The 23,439-nt window shown below is 30.3% G+C and carries 18 protein-coding genes; 6 read left to right on the top strand and 12 right to left on the bottom strand.

Features of this window, described 5'->3' with window-relative positions; all coding sequences use genetic code 11:
* Positions 1–2: 2 nt before the first annotated feature.
* Both AQ1685_RS11575 and rmuC read right to left on the bottom strand, forming a co-directional pair.
* On the bottom strand, positions 3–704 hold the full coding sequence (locus AQ1685_RS11575; RefSeq protein ID WP_095072305.1) for a DUF4178 domain-containing protein: 702 nt from the start codon (positions 702–704) through the stop codon (positions 3–5).
* A gap of 19 nt (positions 705–723) precedes the next feature.
* On the bottom strand, positions 724–2,163 hold the full coding sequence (gene rmuC / locus AQ1685_RS11570) for a DNA recombination protein RmuC (protein ID WP_095072303.1): 1,440 nt from the start codon (positions 2,161–2,163) through the stop codon (positions 724–726).
* 46 nt (positions 2,164–2,209) lie between these two features.
* On the opposite strand from rmuC, the gene AQ1685_RS11565 reads away from it, so the two are divergent.
* From AQ1685_RS11565 to AQ1685_RS11555, 3 genes are all read left to right on the top strand, one after another.
* Entirely contained in the window at positions 2,210–2,770 is a 561-nt protein-coding gene (locus tag AQ1685_RS11565) for a 1-acyl-sn-glycerol-3-phosphate acyltransferase (protein ID WP_317042141.1), read from the top strand.
* Positions 2,771–2,844: 74 nt separating this feature from the next.
* Positions 2,845–4,389 carry a hypothetical protein gene (locus tag AQ1685_RS11560; protein WP_095072301.1) on the top strand — a complete coding sequence of 515 codons (1,545 nt, stop codon included), beginning with the start codon at positions 2,845–2,847 and terminating at the stop codon, positions 4,387–4,389.
* A 1-nt stretch (position 4,390) separates the two neighbouring features.
* Entirely contained in the window at positions 4,391–5,722 is a 1,332-nt protein-coding gene (locus AQ1685_RS11555; protein WP_095072300.1) for a hypothetical protein, read from the top strand.
* A gap of 77 nt (positions 5,723–5,799) precedes the next feature.
* Here the strand turns inward: AQ1685_RS11555 and gcvT are convergent, their stop codons facing one another.
* On the bottom strand, positions 5,800–6,882 hold the full coding sequence (gene gcvT, locus AQ1685_RS11550) for a glycine cleavage system aminomethyltransferase GcvT (RefSeq protein WP_095072298.1): 1,083 nt from the start codon (positions 6,880–6,882) through the stop codon (positions 5,800–5,802).
* Positions 6,883–7,049: 167 nt separating this feature from the next.
* On the opposite strand from gcvT, the gene AQ1685_RS11545 reads away from it, so the two are divergent.
* Together AQ1685_RS11545 and AQ1685_RS11540 are read left to right on the top strand one after the other, a co-directional pair.
* The gene (locus tag AQ1685_RS11545) at positions 7,050–8,696 is read left to right on the top strand and encodes a M1 family metallopeptidase (RefSeq protein ID WP_095072296.1); all 1,647 of its coding nucleotides are present in this window, start codon (positions 7,050–7,052) and stop codon (positions 8,694–8,696) included.
* Between the two features lie 151 nt (positions 8,697–8,847).
* Positions 8,848–9,198 carry a DUF3887 domain-containing protein gene (locus tag AQ1685_RS11540; RefSeq protein ID WP_157730194.1) on the top strand — a complete coding sequence of 117 codons (351 nt, stop codon included), beginning with the start codon at positions 8,848–8,850 and terminating at the stop codon, positions 9,196–9,198.
* 57 nt (positions 9,199–9,255) lie between these two features.
* On the opposite strand, the gene AQ1685_RS11535 is transcribed toward AQ1685_RS11540, so the two are convergent.
* The 4 genes from AQ1685_RS11535 to AQ1685_RS11520 all read right to left on the bottom strand — a co-directional run bounded on the left by AQ1685_RS11535 (position 9,256) and on the right by AQ1685_RS11520 (position 15,754).
* Entirely contained in the window at positions 9,256–11,028 is a 1,773-nt protein-coding gene (locus AQ1685_RS11535; RefSeq protein ID WP_095072293.1) for an AMP-dependent synthetase/ligase, read from the bottom strand.
* A 224-nt stretch (positions 11,029–11,252) separates the two neighbouring features.
* On the bottom strand, positions 11,253–12,755 hold the full coding sequence (locus AQ1685_RS11530; protein WP_095072292.1) for a hypothetical protein: 1,503 nt from the start codon (positions 12,753–12,755) through the stop codon (positions 11,253–11,255).
* Between the two features lie 180 nt (positions 12,756–12,935).
* Positions 12,936–14,132 carry an aspartate aminotransferase family protein gene (locus tag AQ1685_RS11525; protein ID WP_095072291.1) on the bottom strand — a complete coding sequence of 399 codons (1,197 nt, stop codon included), beginning with the start codon at positions 14,130–14,132 and terminating at the stop codon, positions 12,936–12,938.
* Complete coding sequence (locus AQ1685_RS11520; RefSeq protein ID WP_095072290.1) at positions 14,129–15,754, bottom strand: OstA-like protein; 1,626 nt, start codon at positions 15,752–15,754, stop codon at positions 14,129–14,131. The genes AQ1685_RS11525 and AQ1685_RS11520 overlap by 4 nt, the downstream gene beginning before the upstream one ends.
* Before the next feature lie 133 nt (positions 15,755–15,887).
* Between AQ1685_RS11520 and AQ1685_RS11515 the strand changes: the two genes are divergently transcribed.
* A complete protein-coding gene (locus tag AQ1685_RS11515) occupies positions 15,888–17,321 on the top strand; it encodes a pyridoxal phosphate-dependent decarboxylase family protein (protein WP_095072289.1) in 1,434 nt (477 codons plus the stop codon).
* Positions 17,322–17,355: 34 nt separating this feature from the next.
* Here the strand turns inward: AQ1685_RS11515 and AQ1685_RS11510 are convergent, their stop codons facing one another.
* The 5 genes from AQ1685_RS11510 to AQ1685_RS11490 all read right to left on the bottom strand — a co-directional run bounded on the left by AQ1685_RS11510 (position 17,356) and on the right by AQ1685_RS11490 (position 23,425).
* Positions 17,356–18,627, bottom strand: a complete 1,272-nt coding sequence (locus AQ1685_RS11510; RefSeq protein WP_095072288.1) for an adenylosuccinate synthase — start codon at positions 18,625–18,627, stop codon at positions 17,356–17,358.
* A gap of 34 nt (positions 18,628–18,661) precedes the next feature.
* On the bottom strand, positions 18,662–19,111 hold the full coding sequence (locus AQ1685_RS11505; protein WP_095072286.1) for a Fur family transcriptional regulator: 450 nt from the start codon (positions 19,109–19,111) through the stop codon (positions 18,662–18,664).
* 75 nt (positions 19,112–19,186) lie between these two features.
* Entirely contained in the window at positions 19,187–21,403 is a 2,217-nt protein-coding gene (locus tag AQ1685_RS11500) for a RelA/SpoT family protein (protein ID WP_095072284.1), read from the bottom strand.
* A 164-nt stretch (positions 21,404–21,567) separates the two neighbouring features.
* Positions 21,568–22,449 (bottom strand): nuclear transport factor 2 family protein, encoded by an 882-nt coding sequence (locus AQ1685_RS11495; protein WP_095072282.1) that lies wholly within the window; start codon positions 22,447–22,449, stop codon positions 21,568–21,570.
* Between the two features lie 103 nt (positions 22,450–22,552).
* Complete coding sequence (locus AQ1685_RS11490; RefSeq protein ID WP_095072280.1) at positions 22,553–23,425, bottom strand: AraC family transcriptional regulator; 873 nt, start codon at positions 23,423–23,425, stop codon at positions 22,553–22,555.
* Between the last annotated feature and the right edge of the window lie 14 nt (positions 23,426–23,439).

Below are 23,439 nucleotides of genomic sequence, written 5' to 3'. Positions count from 1 at the left end.
TTTTATTTACCAAATCCTCTTGAGCTTCTACCTCTATAATAATTGTTTGTATTTCTATAAACCTTTGTAGAATCGTTATAATTTCTATCGTTCCAAGAATTCTTATTAGAACATTTCCCTAGGAGTAATGTCATTAATATGAAGCCTCCAAAAATTATCCCAACAAAATATTTACTAATGAAACTTCCTAAGGAGCTACCATCAATAAAAGTTCTTCTTTCTTGAATATTAGTAATTTCACTTCTTGATATAGTTTTTCCTGTACAAATCTCAATTTCATCATCCCATAATTGAATAGAAAAAAAGCGATTATCATTAAGATTTGTATAATCCAAAGAATTTACCCTTTCTGATTCGTAATCATAATAACAGGTTCCGTCACAACGCTCATCAAAATTATATTCTACGTTTTTGTAATTAAATTTCTTAGGAAACTTAGCATTATTAATAGATACGTAATCAGTTTCAGTTTGTGTAATTTGAGAAAGGAAATGATCTATATTATATAATTTTTCCCAAAAAGAATATTTAGGAGATTCTTTTCTAACGTATTCAATCATTAAGTATCTAATAATACCGTTTTTATCTTTTACTTTATATTCTGTAGTATTAGAACCGTCATCCCACTTTATTTTATAAATATCAGTAACTTTCCACGTCTGAGTTCTATAATTGAATAAATATCCTTTTTTTAACTCTTGCATTTACATTTCAATTTTTTGATTAGCTATTGTCATTCGATCTCACAATAATATTTTCAGGAAGTGTTTTTTTAGCTTTAGCTCCCATTTTCTTAAGTTTTTCTACGCTAGTAATTAAGTTTCCTCGACCTTCAACTAATTTATTCATGGCGGCGCTATAATCGCTTTTAGTTGCGTCTATTTTTTTACCAATATTAATTAAATCTTTTAAAAGACCTTCAAATTTATCATATAAAGCACCAGCCTGACGCGCAATTTCTATAGCATTACGTTGTTGTTTTTCATTATTCCACATCGTATCTATTGTTCGTAAAGTAGCCAATAAGGTTGTTGGAGTTACAATTACAATATTACGTTCAAAAGCTTTATTATATAACGTATTGTCTTCATTTAAAGCCACAGCAAAAGCAGGTTCTATAGGAATGAAAAGTAACACGAAATCTGGAGATTCTATTTTATAAATATCTTCATATTTCTTTGCAGAAAGTTGTTCTATGTGTCTTTTTAATGAAATTAAATGTTCTTTTAAGTGTGTTGCTTTTTCAGTTTCATCATCGGTATTAACGTACTTTTCATAAGCAGTTAGTGATACTTTACTATCAATAACCATTTTTTTATGATCTGGCAAATGAATTACAACATCAGGCAAAATACGTTTCCCTTTTTCATTCGTAAATGATTGTTGTACAAAATACTCTCTATCTTTTTCTAAACCAGATTTTTCTAAAACACGTTCTAAAACTAATTCACCCCAATTTCCTTGAATTTTACTATCACCTTTTAAAGCTCTAGTTAAGTTTAAAGTTTCTTTACTCATTTGGGCGTTTAATTCTCTTAAACCAAGAATTTGTTGACGTAAAGCAGAATGGTAATCAATACTTTCTTTGTGAGTTTTATCTACTTTATCTTCAAAATCTTTGATTTTTTTCTCTAGCGGATTTAAAATATTCTGAATATTCTCTTTATTTTGAACGGTAAATTTATTCGATTTTTCTTCTAAAATTTTATTGGCTAAGTTTTCGAATTCTTTAGTGAATTTTTCTTGTAATCCTTCTATTTCACCTTTTTGTTCTGTGAGTTTATGTTGTAAGTTTTTTAAATCAACATCCTGACGCGTATTAATTTTAAGTAAACCTATTTTTTCTGTTTGTAAAAACTTCAATTCACTTTTTAATTCTTCTATGTTTTTTTCTGAAGAAAATTTGTATTCGGTTAAAGATTGATTTCTTTCTTTTAAAGTATCTTTTTCTGATCGAACAGTTTTTAATTCTTCTTTTAAAGTTACCATTTCATTTCCTGTAATGGTTTTTTCCTCTAAAAGCATTGAATTTCGTTCTTGTAAGTTAGAATTATCTCTTTCAAGTACAGAAGTTTTACTTTTTTGAATGATAAAACTTATTAAAAAACCTAGGATAACTCCAACAAAGCCAGTTGTTAAAATGTATAATAGCTGATCGCTCATCTACATAAAAATTTAAGCCTTAAATTTACCGTTTTAAAATCAATTAATGATACATGTAATTTCTAAATTTATTTTTCATAAAATTCTAGGTTGGAAGATTGATGGTAGTTTTCGTGGAGATATTAAAAAATATGTTTTAATAGGTGCACCACATACAAGTTGGAAGGATTTTCCCATAGCAATTTTAACAAGGAATGTTATTCAAATACCAATAGATTTTGTTGGAAAAGCTTCGTTATTTAAACCTCCATTTGGTTTTATTTACAGAAAGTTAGGGGGAACTCCAGTAGATCGAACGAAGAGTAGTAATTTTGTAGATTCAGTAGTTCAGATTTATAATGAAAAAGAAGAGTTTCGATTAGGTATTTCTCCTGAAGGAACTAGAAAACTAGCAAAGAAATGGAAAACAGGATTCTATTACATCGCAAAAGGAGCAAATGTGCCTATTGTAATGTTTGCTTTTGATTTTGGAAATAAAACAATTAAAGTAGCTGAACCTTTTTACACAACGCATGATAAAGAAGCAGACTTTGCTCATTTTTTAAGCTTTTATAAAGATGTTAAAGGAGCAAAACCAGAGTTATTTAATGCAGAAAACTTATTATAGAAGTACTTTTAGGTTAAAAGGTTTATACATAATTTTGTTCATTAGAAAAATATAAAATTTAAGTTAAAAATAATATGAAAACAAAAATTGCATTGATAGTCCTTTTAGGACTAAGTGTTGCTGTAAAGGCACAGAATGATTATTTAACAGGACAAACAAAATTAACAAACCCAACAGGTAGAACATTATTGTTAGAAAGAAATGATAGTGATTCGTGGTTAACTTTTCACGACAATGGAAATGCATGGTACTCAATGGGAATAGATCAATCGAATGGACATGCATTTAGTTTAAATTATGGCGGAAATTTAACGAGTAGTCATTTTGTAATGACTAGAGATGGAAAGATTGGTATTGGAACTTCTTCCCCTAGAGGAAGGTTAGATATAGGACGTAGCTTAGGAGCTAATAATGGTTTAAGAATAGGTGATTATATAGAGTTGAATGAAAGGGAAACCATAAATAACGCTGGTGTAATTTCTTTTAATGCTAGTGTAAGTAGTACAGATGTAAGTAAATTTGTTCCATCTTGGACTGGATCATCTGCGGCTTCGGGAATGGTTGTTTCCATGAAAACAGGAGGAGTAAGTGATTTGACTTTTTATGGTTATAAATGGGGTAATGACGCTACGCCAAGATCTATAGACGAATTTACTAAAATTTTGCACTTATCTACTAATGGTAACATTGGTATCGGAACTTCATCATCAGATGATAAGTTAACAATAATGAATGGTATCAATGGTATGAGTTTTCAGGCTCAAAAGGATTGGATTGGACTTGGTTTCAATAGAAGTGTTCAAACAGGAAAGATATATAATAATGCTAAAACAGGGTGGCAGTTAACAGCAAGAGATGAGCGTTTTTCTTTAGAAGGTTATAATGGAGGACCAAATAATCCTCTAAATATTTTAAAAAACGGTAACATTGGTGTTGGTACAATTACTCCATTTCAAAAATTAGATATAGTTGGTGTAACATATTTAAGAAATGCACCAACGCATTCAAGAGTTTCAGAACAAGTAAGATTTGGTAGAGGAGATTCGGATATCAGATATCATTCTATTTATAGTAATCATACAGGTAGTGCTAAAACTAATTATTTAGATTTTAGGGTACACTCAGGAAATAGCTCTGATGTAAGAGAACAAATAAGTGTAATGACACTTAATGGAGAAGGTAATGTAGGTATAGGAACTATAAATCCCAAAGGCTTCAAATTAGGTGTAAACGGAAAAATAGCAGCTACAGAAGTAAAAGTTGCTACGTATGCCAATTGGGCAGATTTTGTATTTAAAAAAGACTATAATTTACCTACGTTAGCAGAAGTAGAAAATCATATCAAAACGAATGGACATTTAGTAGATATTCCTTCTGCGGAGGAGGTAAAACAAAACGGATTCTACTTAGGAGCAATGGACGCTAGATTATTACAGAAAATTGAAGAATTAACTTTGTATACGATTCAGCAAGAGAAAGAGATTAAAAGGTTGAAAAAGCAAGAATCAAGAATCAAGAAGCAGGAAGTTAGAATTAACAATCAAGAGGCAAGAATAAAGAATCAACAAAAAGAAATTAACGAATTAAAAGCATTAGTTAATAAATTAATAAAAAAATAATATGAAAACAAAAATTGCATTGGTAGTCCTTTTAGGACTAAGTGTTGCTGTGAAAGCCCAAGATGAAATAATAAATGGAAATCTAAGAGTTGAAGGAGATGTAACCGTATTTAAAAATACATCGACAGCAAATTATCCAAGTCAAATATCTAGAGGAGATATTTTTCAATTTTATCGAAATGTAAATAATAGCTTAGAAATAGGAGTAGGAGGTAAATCAAATACTAGACGTTCTTGGATCTTATCTAGACATTCTGATATCAGCGGAAGATATGGTAAACATTATAGTACTTTGCATTTGCAACCAGACACAGGAGATAAAACTCAATACAAAGGAGTTGCTATTGGATATAATGCAGGAATACATGTAGCAACAGGAACACATTTAGCAGTAAATGGAAACGTTGGTATTGGAACTACCTCACCTACTCAAAAATTAGAAATAAATGGAAGCGCTTTATTAAAATCGGATAGTTATGTAAGCTATAGAGTAGAGAGAGGTAATGGAGCGAATTCTGCTTATGGTATTACTTCTAATACACATGATGCATTTTTATCTAGTTCAGGTAATTTAAAGTTTTTGACCAGTAATGATAATGGTTCTGATACAAGTACTAAAATGTTGTTAAATGGTAATGGTAATTTGGGTATTGGTACTACTTCACCATCTCAAAAATTAGAAGTTGCAGGAAAAATAAAATCAGCAGGTTTAATTTCTACATCAGTTGCTTCTTTTTATTCTACTGAATCAGGAAAAAATAGCAGAAGATTAACAATTAATACCAATGATGCAGACAACACATATATCTATAATTATGATGAACCAACTACTAATTTTCATACTATAAACATTGGAGGTATGCATAATTTGAATAGCGGTGTTACAATATTAGGAAGTGGAAATGTTGGCATTGGAACAGGAAATACCAAAGGCTTCAAATTAGGTGTAAACGGAAAAATAGCAGCAACAGAAGTAAAAGTAGCTACTTATGCAAATTGGGCAGATTTTGTATTTGAAAAAGACTATAACTTACCAACGTTAGCAGAAGTAGAGCATCATATTCAAGAAAAAGGACATTTAGCAGATATTCCTTCTGCTGAGGAAGTAAAAAAAGAGGGTTTCTTTTTAGGTGAAATGGACGCTAAATTATTACAGAAAATTGAAGAATTAACTTTGTATACGATTCAGCAAGAGAAAGAGATTAAAAGGTTGAAAAAGCAAGAATCAAGAATCAAGAAGCAAGAGGAGGCTCTTAAAAAGGAAACTGAAAAAGTAGCGTCTTTAGAGGAAAGATTGGCAAAACTTGAAAAATTATTAGAGTCTAAAAACTAATTACATATTTAGATAGCAAATAAAAAAACCTCACAGATTTCTGAAATCTGTGAGTTTTTTTTTTATTAAAGTATGATTTATCCTTTATAAAAAGGCAATTTAACCACTTTAGCAGGAATTTGTTTTTTTCGTATCTGTATTAAGATATCAGAATCTACTTTAGAATTTTCAATGGTAACATATCCTAAACCAATTCCTTTACCTAAACTCGGACTCATAGTTCCTGAAGTTACTTCACCGATTACTTCTCCGCTTGTATCTACAATCTCATAATCTTTTCTAGGAATTCCACGTTCAGTTAGCTCAAAAGCAACTAACTTTCTAGAAACACCATTTTCTTTTTGAGCTTTTAAAGCTTCAGCATTTACAAAATCTTTCGAGAATTTAGTAATCCAACTTAAACCAGCTTCAATAGGAGAAGTTGTATCAGTAATATCATTACCGTATAAACAATATCCCATTTCTAAACGTAGCGTATCACGAGCTGCTAATCCGATAGGTTTAATATCCCAATCTGCTCCAGCTTCAAAAACTTTTTTCCATAATGCTTCTACATCTTCATTTTTTACATATACTTCAAATCCGCCAGAACCTGTATAACCAGTAGCAGAAACCACTACATTTGGAATCCCAGCAAAATCAGTAATTTCGAATGTATAAAACTTGATAGCAGATAAATCAACCTTAGTTAAAGATTGCATAGCCTCGGCAGCTTTAGGACCCTGAATTGCAAGTAAAGACCAATCTTCAGATCTATTTTCCATTTCAACATTTAAGTCATTATGTTGAGAAATCCAGTTCCAATCCTTTTCAATGTTAGATGCATTAACAACTAACATGTATTCATTTTCTTGAATCATGTAGATAATTAAATCATCTACAATTCCACCTGTATTGTTTGGCATACATGTATATTGCGCTTTTCCAGGAACCAACTTAGCAGCATCATTAGTTGTAATTTTTTGAATTAAAGCTAAAGCATTTTCTCCCTTAAGAAAAAATTCTCCCATATGGCTAACATCAAAAACACCAACACCTTTTCTAACCGTTTCATGTTCAATATTTACACCTTCGTATTGCACAGGCATATTATATCCAGCAAATGGAACCATTTTTGCACCAAGAGCTTCATGTACATGTGATAACGCAGTATTTTTCATTTTGAATTGTTTGTTTTTTAGATGATTCAAAAATATTGAATCCTTTTTAAAGACTATAATCTTTTTAGGAATTCTCTTAATTTTTTGTATAAACTTTATTATTCACAGTAATCAGTAGTTATGTTTTACAAATACAATATCTTCGTGATTACAAAATATTTTAAGTAATGATTAAAAGAAGAAGTAGCTTTTTAATAGTTTTTATATGCTTTTTAAGTGTTATTAACGCTCAGGATGGTTTATTTAGTCATACACATAAGTTTACTAAGCAAGATACTTTACGAGGAAGTATAACTCCCGAGAGAGCTTGGTGGGATTTAACGTTTTATCATTTAAATGTTTCAGTAGACCCAGAAAAGAAGTTCATCAAAGGAAAAAATGAAATTAGATATACAGTTTTAAATTCTAAGAAAACTTTGCAAGTAGATTTACAACCACCTTTAAAAATTACAAAAGTACTTCAGGATGGAAAAGAATTGAAGTTTACTTCAGATACAAATGCACACTTTATCCATTTAAAAAAGAAACAACGAAAAGGAAAAACAAATGCTATTACAGTATTTTATGAAGGAAAGCCTAAAGTTGCAAAAAATGCACCTTGGGACGGTGGTTTTTCTTGGAAAAAAGATGGGAATGGAAAACATTTTGTAGCTACTTCTTGTCAAGGTTTAGGAGCGAGTATATGGTGGCCAAATAAAGATCATATGTACGATGAAGTAGACAGTATGGCTATAAGTGTTAGAGTGCCAAAAGATTTAACTGGAGTTGCTAATGGAAGATTGCGCAAAGTAGAAAAGCATACAGATAACACAACAAGTTATCATTGGTATGTTAAGAATCCAATTAATAATTATGGAGTTAATGTAAATATAGGAGATTACGTTAATTTTTCTGAAAAATATAATGGAGAAGGAGGAGAGTTAGATATGAATTATTATGTATTGAAAGATAATTTATCAGAAGCAAAAGAACATTTTAAAGATGCGCCTAAAATGATGAAAGCTTTTGAGTATTGGTTTGGAAAATATCCTTTTTATGAAGATAGTTTTAAGTTAGTAGAAGTTCCTTATTTAGGAATGGAACACCAAAGTTCTGTTACTTATGGAAATAAATATTTAAAAGGGTATTTAGGAAATGATTTATCCGGAACTGGCTGGGGTTTAAAATTTGATTTTATTATTATTCATGAAGCCGGACATGAATGGTTTGCTAACAATATTACCAATAAAGATATTGCAGACATGTGGGTGCATGAAAGTTTCACAGCATATTCAGAAAGTTTATTTTTAGAGTATTACTATGGAAAAAAAGCAGGATCAGAATATGTAATAGGTACAAGAAGAAATATTGCAAATGACAGACCTATTATTGGAGTTTATGATGTAAATCATGAAGGTTCTGGAGATATGTATTATAAAGGAGCTAATATGATTAATACAATAAGAACAATAATTAATAATGATGATAAATGGAGGGCGATTTTAAGAGGTTTAAACAAGACTTTTTTTCATAAAACAGTAACTACTCAAGAAATAGAAAATTATATAAGTAAAATGGCTGGAATTGATTTGTCTAAGGTTTTCGATCAGTATTTAAGAACTATTCAAATTCCTACTTTTGAGTATAAAATTGAAAATGAAGAGCTCTTCTATAAATGGACTAATGTTATTAAAGGTTTTGATATGCCATTAAGAATTAAGTTTGATAATAAAGAAATAGTTTTACAACCAACAACTTCATGGAGTAAGATGAATATAAATTCTAATAGTATTTTCATAGATGATAATTACTATATAAACAAAGAGAAAAAGTGACTTTAATTTATTTTTTGTTTCTTAACTAAATAGTTACACAGATTAACTTATAATCAAAAGTTAAATGTTATATTTAGTTTTGATTATAAGTTGCTTATAACTTTTTTAATACCCCAATATTAACTGAAATATTCATAGATTTATGAAGAAAATGATTTGCATAATCTTGTTATTGTGCGTTAGTCAAGTATCTTTTGCTCAAACAGATGCTGATTATGAAAAATTAGTTGAAAAGATTACAGATTTGATCAATACTAAAGATATAAAGAGTATTTATGATTTGTTTTCGGAGCCTCTTAAAAAAGAAAATAGTTTTGAAAATTTCGAAAAATCTATACTAGGATATCAAGAAGAATTAGGAAAAATTACTTCTACAGAATTCTGGATGGAGGGTGAGTTAGGAAACTGTTATTTACTTGAGTTTGAACAAGCGTCTATGGTTTTAATTGTAAAACTTCTTTCAGATAATAAAATATCTGTTTTCAATGTAGAAGAATATTAATTAAAACATGAAATAGTATAATAAAAAAACCTTCTCAAAAGAGAAGGCTTTTTTATGTTAAACTCTGTCGTACATTTTTTCGTACAAATCTTTATAAATATCTTTAATAATCTTACGTTTCATTTTCATTGTTGGAGTTAAGTGTCCTCCATCAATTGTCCATTGTTCAGGAGTAAGTTCAAATCGTTTGATACGCTCCCATTTTCCAAAGTGACAATTACAATCGTCTAATTCTTCTTGAATTCTAGCGATAACCTTTTCGTTACTTGCTAAATCTTTTTCAGAGCTAGCATTAATATTGTTACGTTTAGCCCATTCTCTAACAAATTCAAAATTTGGCTGAATTAAAGCTGTTGGCATTTTTTCACCTTCACCCACAACCATTACTTGCTCGATAAAACGAGATTGTTTTAGTTTATCTTCTAGTAACGTAGGAATAACATATTTACCACCAGAAGTTTTAAACATCTCTTTTATACGACCTGTAATGCTTAAGAATCCGTCTTCGATTTTACCTTTATCACCAGTATGGAAATAACCGTCTTTCAAAACTTGAGCAGTTTTTTCAGGATCTTTATAATACCCCATCATTACGTTATTACCTTTCACTAAAATTTCGTCTTCCTCAGAAATCTTAACTTCCACACCTTCAATTAATCGTCCAACAGTTCCAATTTTAAATCCGCCTTTTCTTTCATCATTTACAGAAATAACAGGAGAAGTTTCTGTTAAACCATAACCTTCCATTACTGGCATTCCAGCAGCAGCAAAAACTCTAGCTAATCTAGGCTGTAAAGCAGCACTACCAGAAACCATTATTTTTAGTTCTCCACCTAAAGCAGCTTGCCATTTAGAGAAAATTAATTTTCTAGCAATACCTAACTGTTTTTCGTACCACCAACCGTTCGCTCCGTATGGCTGATATTTTAATCCAAGTTCTATAGCCCAGAAAAATAAAGCCTTTTTTATACCAGATAACTCTGTTCCTTTGGCATATATTTTGTCGTAAATCTTTTCATAGAGTCTAGGAACAGCAGTCATTACATTAGGTTTAACTTCCTGTGCGTTTTCACTTAATTTTTCAATTGATTCAGCGAAAGTGATTGATATACCACAATACTGATACAAGTACAAGATCATACGTTCAAAGATGTGACAAACAGGTAAGAAACTTAAACTTTTACCTTGTCCTTGATCTACTGGTACACGTAGAGAACTTGCTAAAACATTTGAAACAATATTATTGTGAGAAAGCATTACACCTTTAGGTCTACCTGTAGTTCCTGAAGTATATATTAAAGTAGCTAAATCTTCTGGTTTTACATTAGCTTTTCTTTCTTCAACTTCTTGTTGATTGCTTTCGTCTTTTCCTAACTCTAAAACTTCATTCCAGTTTTTTTCGCCAGCAATCTGATCAAAAGTAAATACTCCTTTCAATTTTGTATTACCTTTAATCTGATTTAGTTTTTCTATAATCATTTCGTCTGAAGCAAAGCAGTATGTCGATTCAGAATGATTTAAAACATATTCGTAATCTTCTTTAGAAATTGTTGGGTAAATAGGAACATTTTGAGCTCCAGTTTGTAAAATACCAATATCACAAATATTCCATTCTGTACAGTTATTTGTAGAGATAATAGCTATTTTATCGTTAGGCTGTACACCTAATCTTAAAAGTCCACGACTTATAGCATTAGCTTTATCAATGTATTCTTTTGTTGAAACGGACTCCCATTTTCCGTTATACTTAGTAGTTAGTGATTTTTCAAGATTGTACTTTTCCAATTGGTAATATGGAAAGTCAAATAAACGCGTAATTTCAATCGACATATAAACCTAAATTTGTGTGTTCCAAATTAAACAAATTAACTTGGTTAGACAAAATTTGTTTATCCTTGATTTGCTTGGTTTTACGGAGTTTTGTTTAACATATGTAAAAAAATCAACTAAGAAAATCTCTTAGTTGATTTAAAAAGTTAATTAAATTCATAATTATCTACAGGTTTTATATAAGATTTCGAAAAATTTCTAGTAGACTTTTATAAATAATGTTTCTATTGTTTTTTTAGCTCTTTTATAATTTCTTCAATTTCATCTTTTTGTGCAGCTGTTATTGCTTCTTCAAAAGTTTGATAAGGATCAGGTCTTACTACAGGTTTGCCAGCACCACTATCTAAAAGAAAGCTAAAATCAGTTCCAAATGTCGATTGTGCTTGACCATGACATCCCATGCAACCACCCATGTTAAATTCTTTACCATCAGAAATAATATTTTGCACCTTGGTATCAAAAGGATCTCCAAAAGAGCCATGAAAGTTTGTTAATTTTAGATCAGATTCAATAACGAAATTAGCCATGAAATAATTATTATCGGAATTTCTGTCTTTATAATCTATAGGTTTTCCCTGAACACCAATTAATTGATAATATTGCCATTTCGATTGGTTATTATTCTTTATTATTTTCTTGTGTACTTTAGAGTTTATGGTTTGAAGAGTTTCAGGAATTACTCTTTCTATAACAGGATTTAGTCTGTGTGGATCTACATCTGTATATTCTTTGTTATTTACAGTTACAGCATCTATACCAATGGTCTGTGTGTCTTTATTTCTTTCATCTACTTGTTCCCAAGAGGCAAAAATAAATGTTGGATGATTCTTAGTTTTTCTGATAATATGCATCCCGATTAGTGCAAATTGTTTTGTAAATGCATTAGAGTATTTTTGTTTATCTACTATAGAATCTCTAAAGTAAACGACTTCTTTTACCATGTATCTTGAAGCATCATCTTTTGTAGGATCTAATTCTCTAAAAGCAAGTTTGATTTCTATTGCGCCCTCGTTTTGATTATCTTCTGAACAAGGTAAACATACATATCCATCTTTACTATTGAGATCAGAGTTGCACATTTCCTTTAAACTCAAACCTTTTAAACGATTTCTAAAACTAGTGCTATCATTACTTTTATCTATCGCTTTGTATAAATCTGTATCAGTAGGAAAATAATCTTTAAGATAATTGTATTCAACTAAGTTTGTTTTAGCTGCATACAGTACTTCAAACTGATTTTTGTGAGCAAAAACATAAGCGGAACCAATTTCATTATCTTCATCTAAAACATTCCAATAATTATCAAGATTAACAGGATTAATAGTATTTACTTTTTCAAAATCTACAAAAGTGTAATAAGGTTTTCCAGAACTAAGATCTTTAGTTCTTGTACCGTTTGCAGGTCTTAATTCAGCTCTGTGGATATAGGTTTCCCACACACTTAAAAAATTTTCTCCGTTATCTGTTTGGTAATCCCAACTAGTGTCTGGTTTAGTTCTTAAGCCATCTTTTTCCCATGAAGATTTCCAATTTAAAGCAAAAAATTCTTCCCAAGCAAAATTAGCCAATTCTTCTTGAGTAGCGTTTATGGGTACATCTACTGGTAAATTATAAGATATATTAACTTCTACAGGAGTAGTTTTCTTTTTACAGCTCATGAGAAGTACAATAATAAATATAACAACAAGTGTTATTTCGAATTTAGGGTTTGGTTTTTTTAAAGTCATGATGATGATAGTTAGTTTCATGACTAAAATAAAAACGAAGTGAACTAACTTTTAATTATTTTCCATAAGAGCATGAAATTGAATCATGAATGTTGAATTATATGTAATAAAAAATCGGCCAAGAAAAATATCTTAAACCGATTTCAATAGTTAATAAAATCCCCAATCAACTATAAAGTATTAATAAAACGCAGGGGACTTTTTTATATTGTCTAAAATATCTGTTAAAATTTTACAACCCTTTATTATCTCTTCGTCTGAAATAGTTAGCGGAGGAGTGATTCTTACAGCTCTTTTTTCATATAACAACCAAAATAAAATTAAACCGTTTTCTAAAGCATTTAAAACTATGGTATTTGCGATTTCAGGTGATTCAACAATTAAAGCTAACATTAAGCCTTTACCTCTAATTTCTTTTATTAAAGAATGTTGTAAATGTTTACGGAACAATTGTTCTTTTCTAAGTGCTTCTTTAGTTAAAACTTTAGCATGAATTTCATTTACAGTTGCCAATCCGGCTGCAGCAATAACAGGATGTCCACCAAAAGTGGTTATATGACCTAATTTTGGATTGTCTTTTAAGGAATCCATAATCTTTTTAGAAGAAATAAATGCACCAATTGGCATTCCTCCACCAAGACCTTTTCCGGTAATTATAATATCTGGAATAACATTGAAGTTTTCAAAACCCCAAAATTTACCAGTTCTTCCAACTCCAGTTTGTATTTCATCAAGAATTAGCAGAGCTCCAACTTCTTCACAATGCTTTTTTACCTTAGTTAAGAAGTTGTTTTTTGGAACAACAAAACCAGCGCCACCTTGAATAGTTTCTAAAATTACACCAGCAGTTTTACTAGTAATTTTATTTAGATCATTTTCATTGTTAAACTGTATAAACTTACTCCCAGGAACTAATGGTCTAAAAGCTCTATTTTGCTCTTCTGCACCACAAACACTCATTGCTCCAGCAGTATTTCCGTGGTAAGCATTATTTGCAGCTATAACTTCTGTTCTACCTGTAAAACGTTTAGCTAATTTTAAAGCACCTTCTGTTGCTTCTGTACCAGAATTTACCAAATATACACACGATAAGCTTTCGGGTAATGTACTGGCTAAAGCTTTACAAAGTTCTAATTGAGGTTTTTGAATAAACTCTCCATAGACCATAACATGTGTGTATTGATCTATCTGTTCTTTTATGGCATTATTTACAATTGTATTGTTGTGTCCAAGACTATTTGCAGAAACACCGGCAACAAAATCTAAATATGCTTTATCATCATTACTGTATATATAGCTTCCAGATGCATGAGATATTTCAATACTTAAAGGATGAGGAGTAGTTTGTCCCTGATATTTTAAGAAATCATTTTTCATTCCTCTTCTTCCTTTAATTGTTGTAGTTCGCGTTTTTTGTTCTCTTTTATAAGTTGATCTTTTGCTTTTTGAACAGCAGAATTTACTTTAGTTTCAGTTTTGACTTTTGGAGTATCTCTTTTAAAAATATCTTCCATTACTTTAGGTTGTTCATCTTCTCTCCAAATAAAGCCAGCAAATTTAGCTTTATCACTAGGGAAATCTGGTGGAGGATATGTTTTTCCTTCAGATTTTTTAAAGTATTTTGTTTGAATAACTTCATTATTTTCTAACAAAAACTCGATGTCACTAGCAATTTCTTTAGTAATGGTTTCTAATTTGAATGTTTCTTCGTTTCTATTATAATATAAAGATTCAGCATTTCCTTTTACTAAAAGAACTCTTAGATCATTATTTTCAAATTTCCCAAAGATATCTCGACCCTTAATTTGATTGAAATTCTTAGGGTCTAAAGAGTCATTTTCTATAACAAATGCATTTCTTAACACACGCAGCGAATCTAATTTATTCGTTTCTTTATGAGTTGTAAATTGAATACTATCACCTGTAATTTGACTTTTACCAGACCATAAAACAGGGTTTTTAAACATTCGGGTTAAACCTATAGCTTGGTTCGTATGAATAGAATCACATTTACCTTGCAAATTCGATTTGAAAATTTTTACATGATGGTAAGTTCTCACAATTCTATTGTCTTTCTTTCCAGTAACTAAAATAGTGTCACCATGAATGTAAAGAGAATCCTTTTCCATAATGGAAATAGCAACAGGTTTCTTTACAATAAACATAGAATCTTTTAGTTCAAAAATCTCGGCATAATTTCCTTTAATGACCATTTTTTGAACAGTATCGATCACTTTAATTTTATTGTTTGCAGAAGCAAATCCTTTTCTTTTATCGTAATATAAACTATCGGCAGCTACAGTTCTATCTTTTAAATATAACTTTGCGTTTTTTACAAAGTATGAAATATCTGTATTGGTATCAAAAAAACCTCGTTCAGCATAAACCTTTGTACTATCTTTAAAGTTAAAAATTGTTGAAGGTCCGTAAACATAAGCCAAATTAGTATTTGTGTAATAATCTAAATGATCTGAGTTTAACTCATTATCAGGATTAACTACATTTACACGAGTTTTTGCAGTAAATTTTTTGTCTTCTAAATAATAAGTTCCTCGAATACTTTTTAAGGTATTCTTTTTATCTCGAATGGTTCCTTTTGCAGGATAAAATAATTTTTGTTCTGTTCTATCGAAATATAAAGTATCTGTGGTTAACTTCATTTCTTTGTCGTTAACTTCTACATTACCCCATGATTTTGCAATTTTGGTATTGGCATCGTAATTCGCAAAGTCAGAGTATTGAATAATACTGTCACCTTGTTCAATAACTACTTCACCAATAGCTTTAAAAATATTTTGCTCTCTGTATAAAAGAGCTCTTTTACAATCTAATGTTGCTCCTTCATGAGCTACTTTAACATCTCCAATTAATATAGTTGCTCCAGGCCATCTTTTTTCATCAAAAGTTGAAATTTTAGATGATAGAATCTTTATTCTCTTGTTTTGAGAGCAAATTTGTAATGAAGTTATTATTAAGATAAAAAGAAGTATTCTCTTCAAAATTTTTCAATTTAATGCACAAAAATAAAGAAAAGAACATGCCAAATTTCTAAATGATGTTATAAAATTAGTTTGAATTCCTATTTCTATTCGTTAAAAGAAGCATAATTTTGCAACAAATTTAACAGCAAACATGGAAAATTACTTCGATCTATCTTTAGAAGAGATGAAGTCTTATGGATATAAAATAGTAGATTTAATAGCGGAACATTGGGACAGTATGAATCAAAAGAAACCAGTTCCAGAATTTAAAACTCGTAAAGAACTAGATGCTATATTTTTACAAGAAGCTCCAGAGCAACCTACAGATGCAAATGAAATATTAGATTTTGTGATGCAAAATGTTGTACCCAATAGTACAATAGCGTCACATCCTAAATTTTATTCGTTTGTACCTGGACCAAGCAACTTTATCAGTACAATGTCAGATTCTTTAGCAACAGGATTTAATATTTTTTCTGGTGGATGGTTGGTTTCTTCTGCAGCTGCAGAGTTAGAAATTGTAACGATTAACTGGTTGTTAAAAATGTACGATTTTCCTGTAAAAAAAGGTGGAGGAATTTTTACTAGTGGTGGTTCTATGGCGAATTTAACTGCATTAGTAACTGCTAGAAGACGAAAGTGTGGAGATGATTTCTCTAAAGCAGTAATTTACCTTTCAGATCAAGCGCATTCTTCAAATATTAAAGCAATTCGAGTATTAGGATTTAAAAAAGAACAAATTCGTATTATTCCTACTGATTTTGAATTTAGGTTAGGCGTAAACAAATTGAAAAATGCTATTGCTAAAGATAAATTAGAAGGTTTACAACCTTTTTGTTTTATTGCTAATGCAGGAACTACAAATACAGGAACTGTAGATCCTTTAGATGAAATTGCAGATATATGTGAAGCTGAAGATATTTGGATGCACATTGATGGAGCCTATGGAGGAGCAGCTATTTTATCTAAAAAAGGAAAGCGAATGTTAAGAGGAATTGAAAGAGCAGATTCACTTACCGTAGATCCACATAAATGGTTTTTTCAACCTTATGAAATTGGGTGTTTATTAGTGAAAGATGCTTCTTGGTTAAGTAGTACATTTAGTGAAAAACCTGAGTATTTAAGAGATATAGAAGGAAATGAATCTGAAATTAATTTCTATGATTATGGAGTACAGTTAACAAGACGTTTACGTGCATTAAAATTTTATATGTCTATTAAAACTTATGGTTTAGAAGCTTTTAGAAAGGCAATTACGTATAATATTGATTTAACAGAACAGGTTGAAGATTATTTACGAAAGAGTAGGGTATGGGAAGTAGTTTCTCCTGCTACTTTAGCTGTAGTTAATTTTAGATATAATCCGATTGATAAACAGTATTCTGAAGAAGAAATAGATAAAATTAATCAAGAAATTTCTAAAAAAGTAATGGATTCTAGAGAAGCAGTTTTTGTGACTACAGTTTTGAATAAACAAGTGGTTTTAAGAATGTGTTTAATTAATCCAAGAACTACTTTAGATGATGTTTTAGAAACATTACAACAATGCGAAAGTTACGCTACTGAAACTTTAATAGCTAAATAAAAAAAGAGTTCTGAAAAGAACTCTTTTTTATGAATTATCTTACGATAGTTTGTTTTCTATCTGGACCAACTGATACAATTTTAATCGGTACACCAGTTTCTTTTTCAATAAAGTCGATGTAATTAACTAAGTTTTCTGGCATAGACTTTTCATCTGTCATTCCAGTTAAATCAGCTTCCCAACCTTTAAATTCAGAGTAAATTGGGGATACATTTTCAGGTTCAATATTATATGGTAAATGTGTAATTTCTTCTCCCTTATATTTGTAAGCAGTACATACTTTTAAAGTATCGAAACCAGAAAGTACATCACCTTTCATCATCATTAATTGTGTAACTCCATTTACTTCAACAGCATATTTTAAGGCTACTAAATCTAACCAACCACAACGTCTTGGTCTACCAGTTGTAGCACCAAATTCGTGTCCAACTCTTCCCATTGTTTCTCCAACTTCGTCAAATAATTCAGTAGGGAATGGTCCAGAACCAACTCTAGTAGTGTATGCTTTAAAAATTCCGAAAACTTCTTTTATTCTGTTTGGAGCAACACCTAAACCAGTACAAGCACCAGCAGCTGTGGTATTACTTGAAGTTACAAACGGATATGTTCCAAAATCAATATCTAATAAAGATCCTTGAGCACCTTCTGCTAGAATTTTTTTACCTTCTTTCATTGCGTTGTTTAAAAACGCTTCTGAATCGATAAATTGTAATGATTTTAATTTGTCAATTCCATCACAGAACTCTTGCTCTAATTCATCAAGATCATACTGAATATCAACATCAAAGAAGTTTAGCATTTTAATATGCTTTTCTGTTAATGCTTTATATTTTTCTTTCCAGTTATCTAATTCTAAATCACCTACACGCATTCCATTTCTTCCTGTTTTGTCCATGTAAGTTGGTCCAATTCCTTTTAAAGTAGAACCAATCTTAGCTTTTCCTTTAGAAGTTTCAGAAGCTGCGTCTAATAATCTATGTGTAGGTAAAATTAAATGTGCTTTTCTAGAAATTAAAAGTTTACCAGCATAATCGATATTATGTTGATCTAAATTTTCTAATTCCTTTTTAAAAATTACAGGATCGATAACAACTCCATTACCAACTACATTTAAAGCTGTTTTGTGGAATATACCTGAAGGAATAGTATGTAAAACATACTTATTTCCGTCGAAAACTAGAGTATGACCAGCGTTAGGGCCACCTTGAAAACGAGCGATGATATCGTAATTTTGAGTAAGAACGTCAACGATTTTACCTTTACCTTCATCTCCCCATTGCAAGCCTAGTAATAAATCTACTGCCATTATATTAGTGTGTTGTGTTATGTGTATTTAAAGTTTAATTCGGTTTTTTCTTAGTTCCGTAGAAGTATAAAGAATGGTTATGGATATCTATATCGAAAACCTCTTCAATTGTTTGTTTGATAATTTGAATTCTTGGATCACAAAATTCTTTTACTTCTCCTGTATCAGTTAAAATAACGTGATCGTGATTTTTATCGAAGTAACTTTTTTCATATCGTGCCATAGATTGTCCGTCAAATTGGTGTTTACGAACTAAACCACAATCTAAAAGTAAATCCATTGTGTTATAAAGTGTTGCTCTACTAACACGATAGTTTTTATTTTTCATTTTGATATATAAAGATTCGATATCAAAATGTTCGTCGGCATCATAAATTTCTTGTAAAATAGCGTAACGTTCAGGTGTCTTACGGTGCTTGTTTTCCTCTAAGAAAGAAGTGAAAACTTTTTTTACGATTTCTTGATTTTCAGCCGTGCTACTCATATATCTAGAATTTTACCAAAAGACAAATTTACGTTTATTTCTTGATATAAAAAGTAATGATGTAAGGAATAATATTTACAAAGTATTAACACGAGTTACTTTTTGAACTCCATCTACTTTTTTAATGTTGTTAATCAGCTTAGTTAACTGGTTTCTATTCTTTACAGTAAGTGATATTTTACCTTCAAAAATTCCAGCATTTCCAGAGATGTTAATACTATTTATGTAAACATTCATATTGTTGGAAATAATTCGAGTAATATTGTTTACAATTCCTTTATTATCAACACCACTAATTTTTAAAATAGCAGAAAATTCTTGTTTTGTAGAATCTATCCATTTTGCTTTAATGATTCTATACGCAAAATTGGATTGTAAAGAAATGGCATTTGGACAATTGTTTTTATGAACCTTAATTCCATCATTAATGGTTACAAAACCAAAAACGGCATCTCCAGGAATTGGTTTACAACAAACAGAAAGTGAATATTCTAGTTTTTCTTCATCCTGACCAAAAACTAAAGCGTCGTATTTGTCTGTTACTTCTTCATTATCAGTAACATTTTTATGAGCATTTCTTTTGAAAGGATTCTTTAAAAAACTCATAATTGGACTAGAACGTTGTGCAACAAACTCTTTAAGCTGAGTATTGTCGATAGCCCCGTTTCCAATTCTAAAGAATAAATCGAAACTAGTTTGCAAATTAAAGAAGCTTGCTATTTCATGTACTAACTTTTCGTCGTAGTTAATTTTTAAGTGTCTTAATTTTCTCATTAAAATTGCTTTTCCTTCTTCAGCAATTTTCTTTTCATCGGCTTTAAGAGCAGATTTTATTTTTGTTCTAGCTCTAGCTGTCATTACAAAATCTAACCAACGAGAGTTAGGTTTGTTTGTAGCAGAAGTTAGAATATCAACTTGATCACCACTTTTTAATTCATGACTTAATGGAACAAGCTTTCCGTTTACTTTTGCACCTCTACATTTTAATCCGACATCAGTATGAATAGCAAATGCAAAATCTAAAGCAGAAGCTCCTTTTGGTAAAGATTTTAAATCTCCTTTAGGAGTAAAAACATAAATCTCTTTAGCATATAAATTAAGTTTAAAATCTTCTACAAAATCTACAGCATTTAACGTATTGTTTTCTAAGGTTTCTTTAAGTTTATTTAACCAACCTTCTAAACCATTTTCACGAACATTTCCTTGTTTATATTTAAAATGGGCTGCGTAACCTTTTTCAGCAATTTCATCCATTCGTTGAGAACGAATTTGAACTTCTACCCATTTAGCTTCTGGTCCAACTACAGTGATATGTAACGCTTCATAACCCGTTGATTTAGGTTGAGAAATCCAATCTCGTAAACGAGCAGGATTTGGTTTATAAAAGTCGGTTACAATAGAGTAAATTTTCCAAGCATCGAATTTTTCATCATCAGAAGTAGGAGTGTAAATGATTCGAATAGCAAATTTATCGTACACTTCGTCGAAAGAAACATTTTGCTTACGCATTTTCCTTCTGATAGAGAATATCGATTTAAATCTACCTTTTATTTCATATTTAAATCCTTCTTTGTCTAAGGCTTCTCTAATTTTAGAGTTGAAAAGATCTATATATTTTTGTTGCTCTTCTTTACTCTCTTTTATTTTGATTAAAATATCGCTATAAACTTCTGGTTCAGTATATTTTAATCCTAAATCTTCAAGTTCTGTCTTAATATTATATAACCCTAATCTGTGTGCAAGTGGAGCATAAATGTATAATGTTTCAGAAGCTATTTTAACTTGTTTGTGTGGTGGCATTGCATCCATAGTTTGCATATTGTGCAAACGATCGGCAATTTTTATTAAAATTACACGAACATCGTCATGTAATGTTAATAGCATTTTTCTGAAGTTTTCTGCCTGTATAGAGTAATCTTGATCTTGTTTTAAGCGAGAAATTTTGGTTAAACCACTAACGATACGAGCTACAGTTTCACCAAAAAGTTGCTCCATATCTTCAACTGTGTAATGTGTGTCTTCAACAACATCGTGAAGTAGGGCAGCGGCAATTGAAGTTGCTCCAAGACCAATTTCATAAGCTACAATTTTTGCGACTGCAATAGGATGGAAGATATAAGGCTCACCAGATTTTCTTCTTTGACTTGAATGAGCTTCAACAGCTACTTCAAAGGCTTTACGTATTAATTTCTTATCATCTTCAGATAAGGTTTGATACGTACCTTTTAGTAAATCTTTATATCTGTTTGCGATTTCTTTGTTTTCTTCCTCTACAGTTGCCGTATACTTCATTTACAGGGGTATTTCTATACAAATTAAGATTGTAAAGTGAAGTTACTATAAAGATTTGTATTACACAAAAATGTTTAGGAGATCGGAGGTAATTCATACTGATTTAAAATAAAAGAGAGCCAGTATAAACTGACTCTCTTAACAAGCATTATTTAAAAGAGGGATTAAAATTTACCGTTTTCATTTTTCCATTCAGATTTTACCGGAATAGGTTGTATCACATCCCAATGCTCTACAATTTGTCCGTTTTCTAACCTAAATAAATCATAATAAGCTACATGATTTCCTTTGCCAAATTTACCTTCACTTAAAGTTAAAACGAAGTTACCTTCACCTAAAACTTTATGAACTTTTTCGTACTCCATTACTAAACCGTTTTCTGCAAAATATTTTAATGCGGCTCCTAAGCCATCTAAACCGTCGGCTACCTGAGAATTGTGTTGTAAGTATTTATTAGGATTGATTAATGTTGTTAAATTATCCATTTTACCGTTCATTAATACTTCTTCAGCAAATTGCTTAACTACAGCTTTATTAGCTTCAGTTTTATTTATATCAGTAATTTCAGTAATTCCGTCGAATTGAGTTCTACCACTAGGATTTGCTGGTGTTACTTCAGAAAGATTATCCCAGTGTTCTACTATTTTTCCATCTTCAAAACGGAATACATCAAAACCAGCTTTAGGACCAAAAAAATCATATTCTGTATGTGTAAAAACAAAATCTCCGTCTTCAAAAGCTCTAACTACGTTAGCTTTAAAACCTTGTGGAGGAGCAGCTTCCATAATTTCTCCAAAACCAGCTAAACCATCACCAACAGCTAAGTTATGTTGAATGTATTTTTCAGGATTGATGTAAGAGATTGGAGTTTTGTCTCCGGTATTAAAGCTGTTTAATAGTGCTACAACTTTTTCTTTGTTTGATAATTCCATTTTTACTTCTTTTTTTATTGGTTTTTGTTTTGTTTTAACTTCGTTATTAGTTGTTTTACAATTACTTAATGTTAGTGTAACTATTAGTAAAGTAGAATAGATGTTAATTCTCATTAGATTAAATTCATAATTTATAACGAGTTCAAAATTATAGGTTTAATCTAGTGTAAACCCTGTAAAAAAAGTTGTTTGTACTGTAAAAATGAGAAAATTAAGTTTAGTTGTTTTTTCTGAAAGACTCTGGAGACATGTATGTGTATTTTTTAAAATACTTGTATAAGTTAGAAGGTTCATCAAAACCCACATTATAAGCAATCTCTTTTACAGACAAGGATGTACTTATTAAAAAACGCTTGATTTGAGTGATGATTAATTCATCTATCACAACTTTAGCAGATTTACCAATAATATTATGGCAAATATTATTTAGTGTTTTTGTAGAGCAATTCATCATGTTAGCGTAGTCAATTACTTTTTTTGTTTTAGTGTAATTTTCTTCAACTAATTTTTGAAACTCAATAAACTCATTAAAGTATTTTCTTTGAAGTAATTTTTGATTATCTCTGGTTTTTATTCTAAATAGTTTTGTGATAATCATATGTAATGCACTGCGAATTATTCCTACAGAGAATTCATCGTAAGTGTCGAAATATTCTGATTTTATTCGTTCTATTAAACTTAAAATATCATTAAAATCCTTGTGATCTAAAACGATCTTAGGCATCGATAATAAGTTATTAAATAACTGAATGGATTTAGAAACTTCTATTTTGTTAAAATGGCTTAATAAGAAGTTTTCTGTAAATAAAAGAAGGTATCCGTTAGCTTTTGTGTTGGAATTAAAACAATGTAATTGTCCTTTTTTTAAGGTTAAAAGTGTTGCTTTTTGGTAAGAATATTCAGAAAAGTCTATAGTGTGTGAGCCTGTACCTTCTGTAATTAAAAAAATATGATAAAACTCAACTCTATGTATTTGTGTAAGATCGTGGTCTAAATCTCGAGTCAGTAATTCGTTAAGTTCAACTAAATCGAATTGAAAGTTAGGTTTCTGTACATTATTAAACTTTATTTTTTTAATGTCTTCTTTCATTTCGATTTAGTCAA

This window comes from Tenacibaculum jejuense (assembly GCF_900198195.1).
Lineage (GTDB): Bacteria > Bacteroidota > Bacteroidia > Flavobacteriales > Flavobacteriaceae > Polaribacter > Polaribacter jejuensis.
The sequence above is the reverse complement of the archived record's forward strand: the minus strand, read 5'-3'. Positions and strand labels throughout refer to the sequence as shown.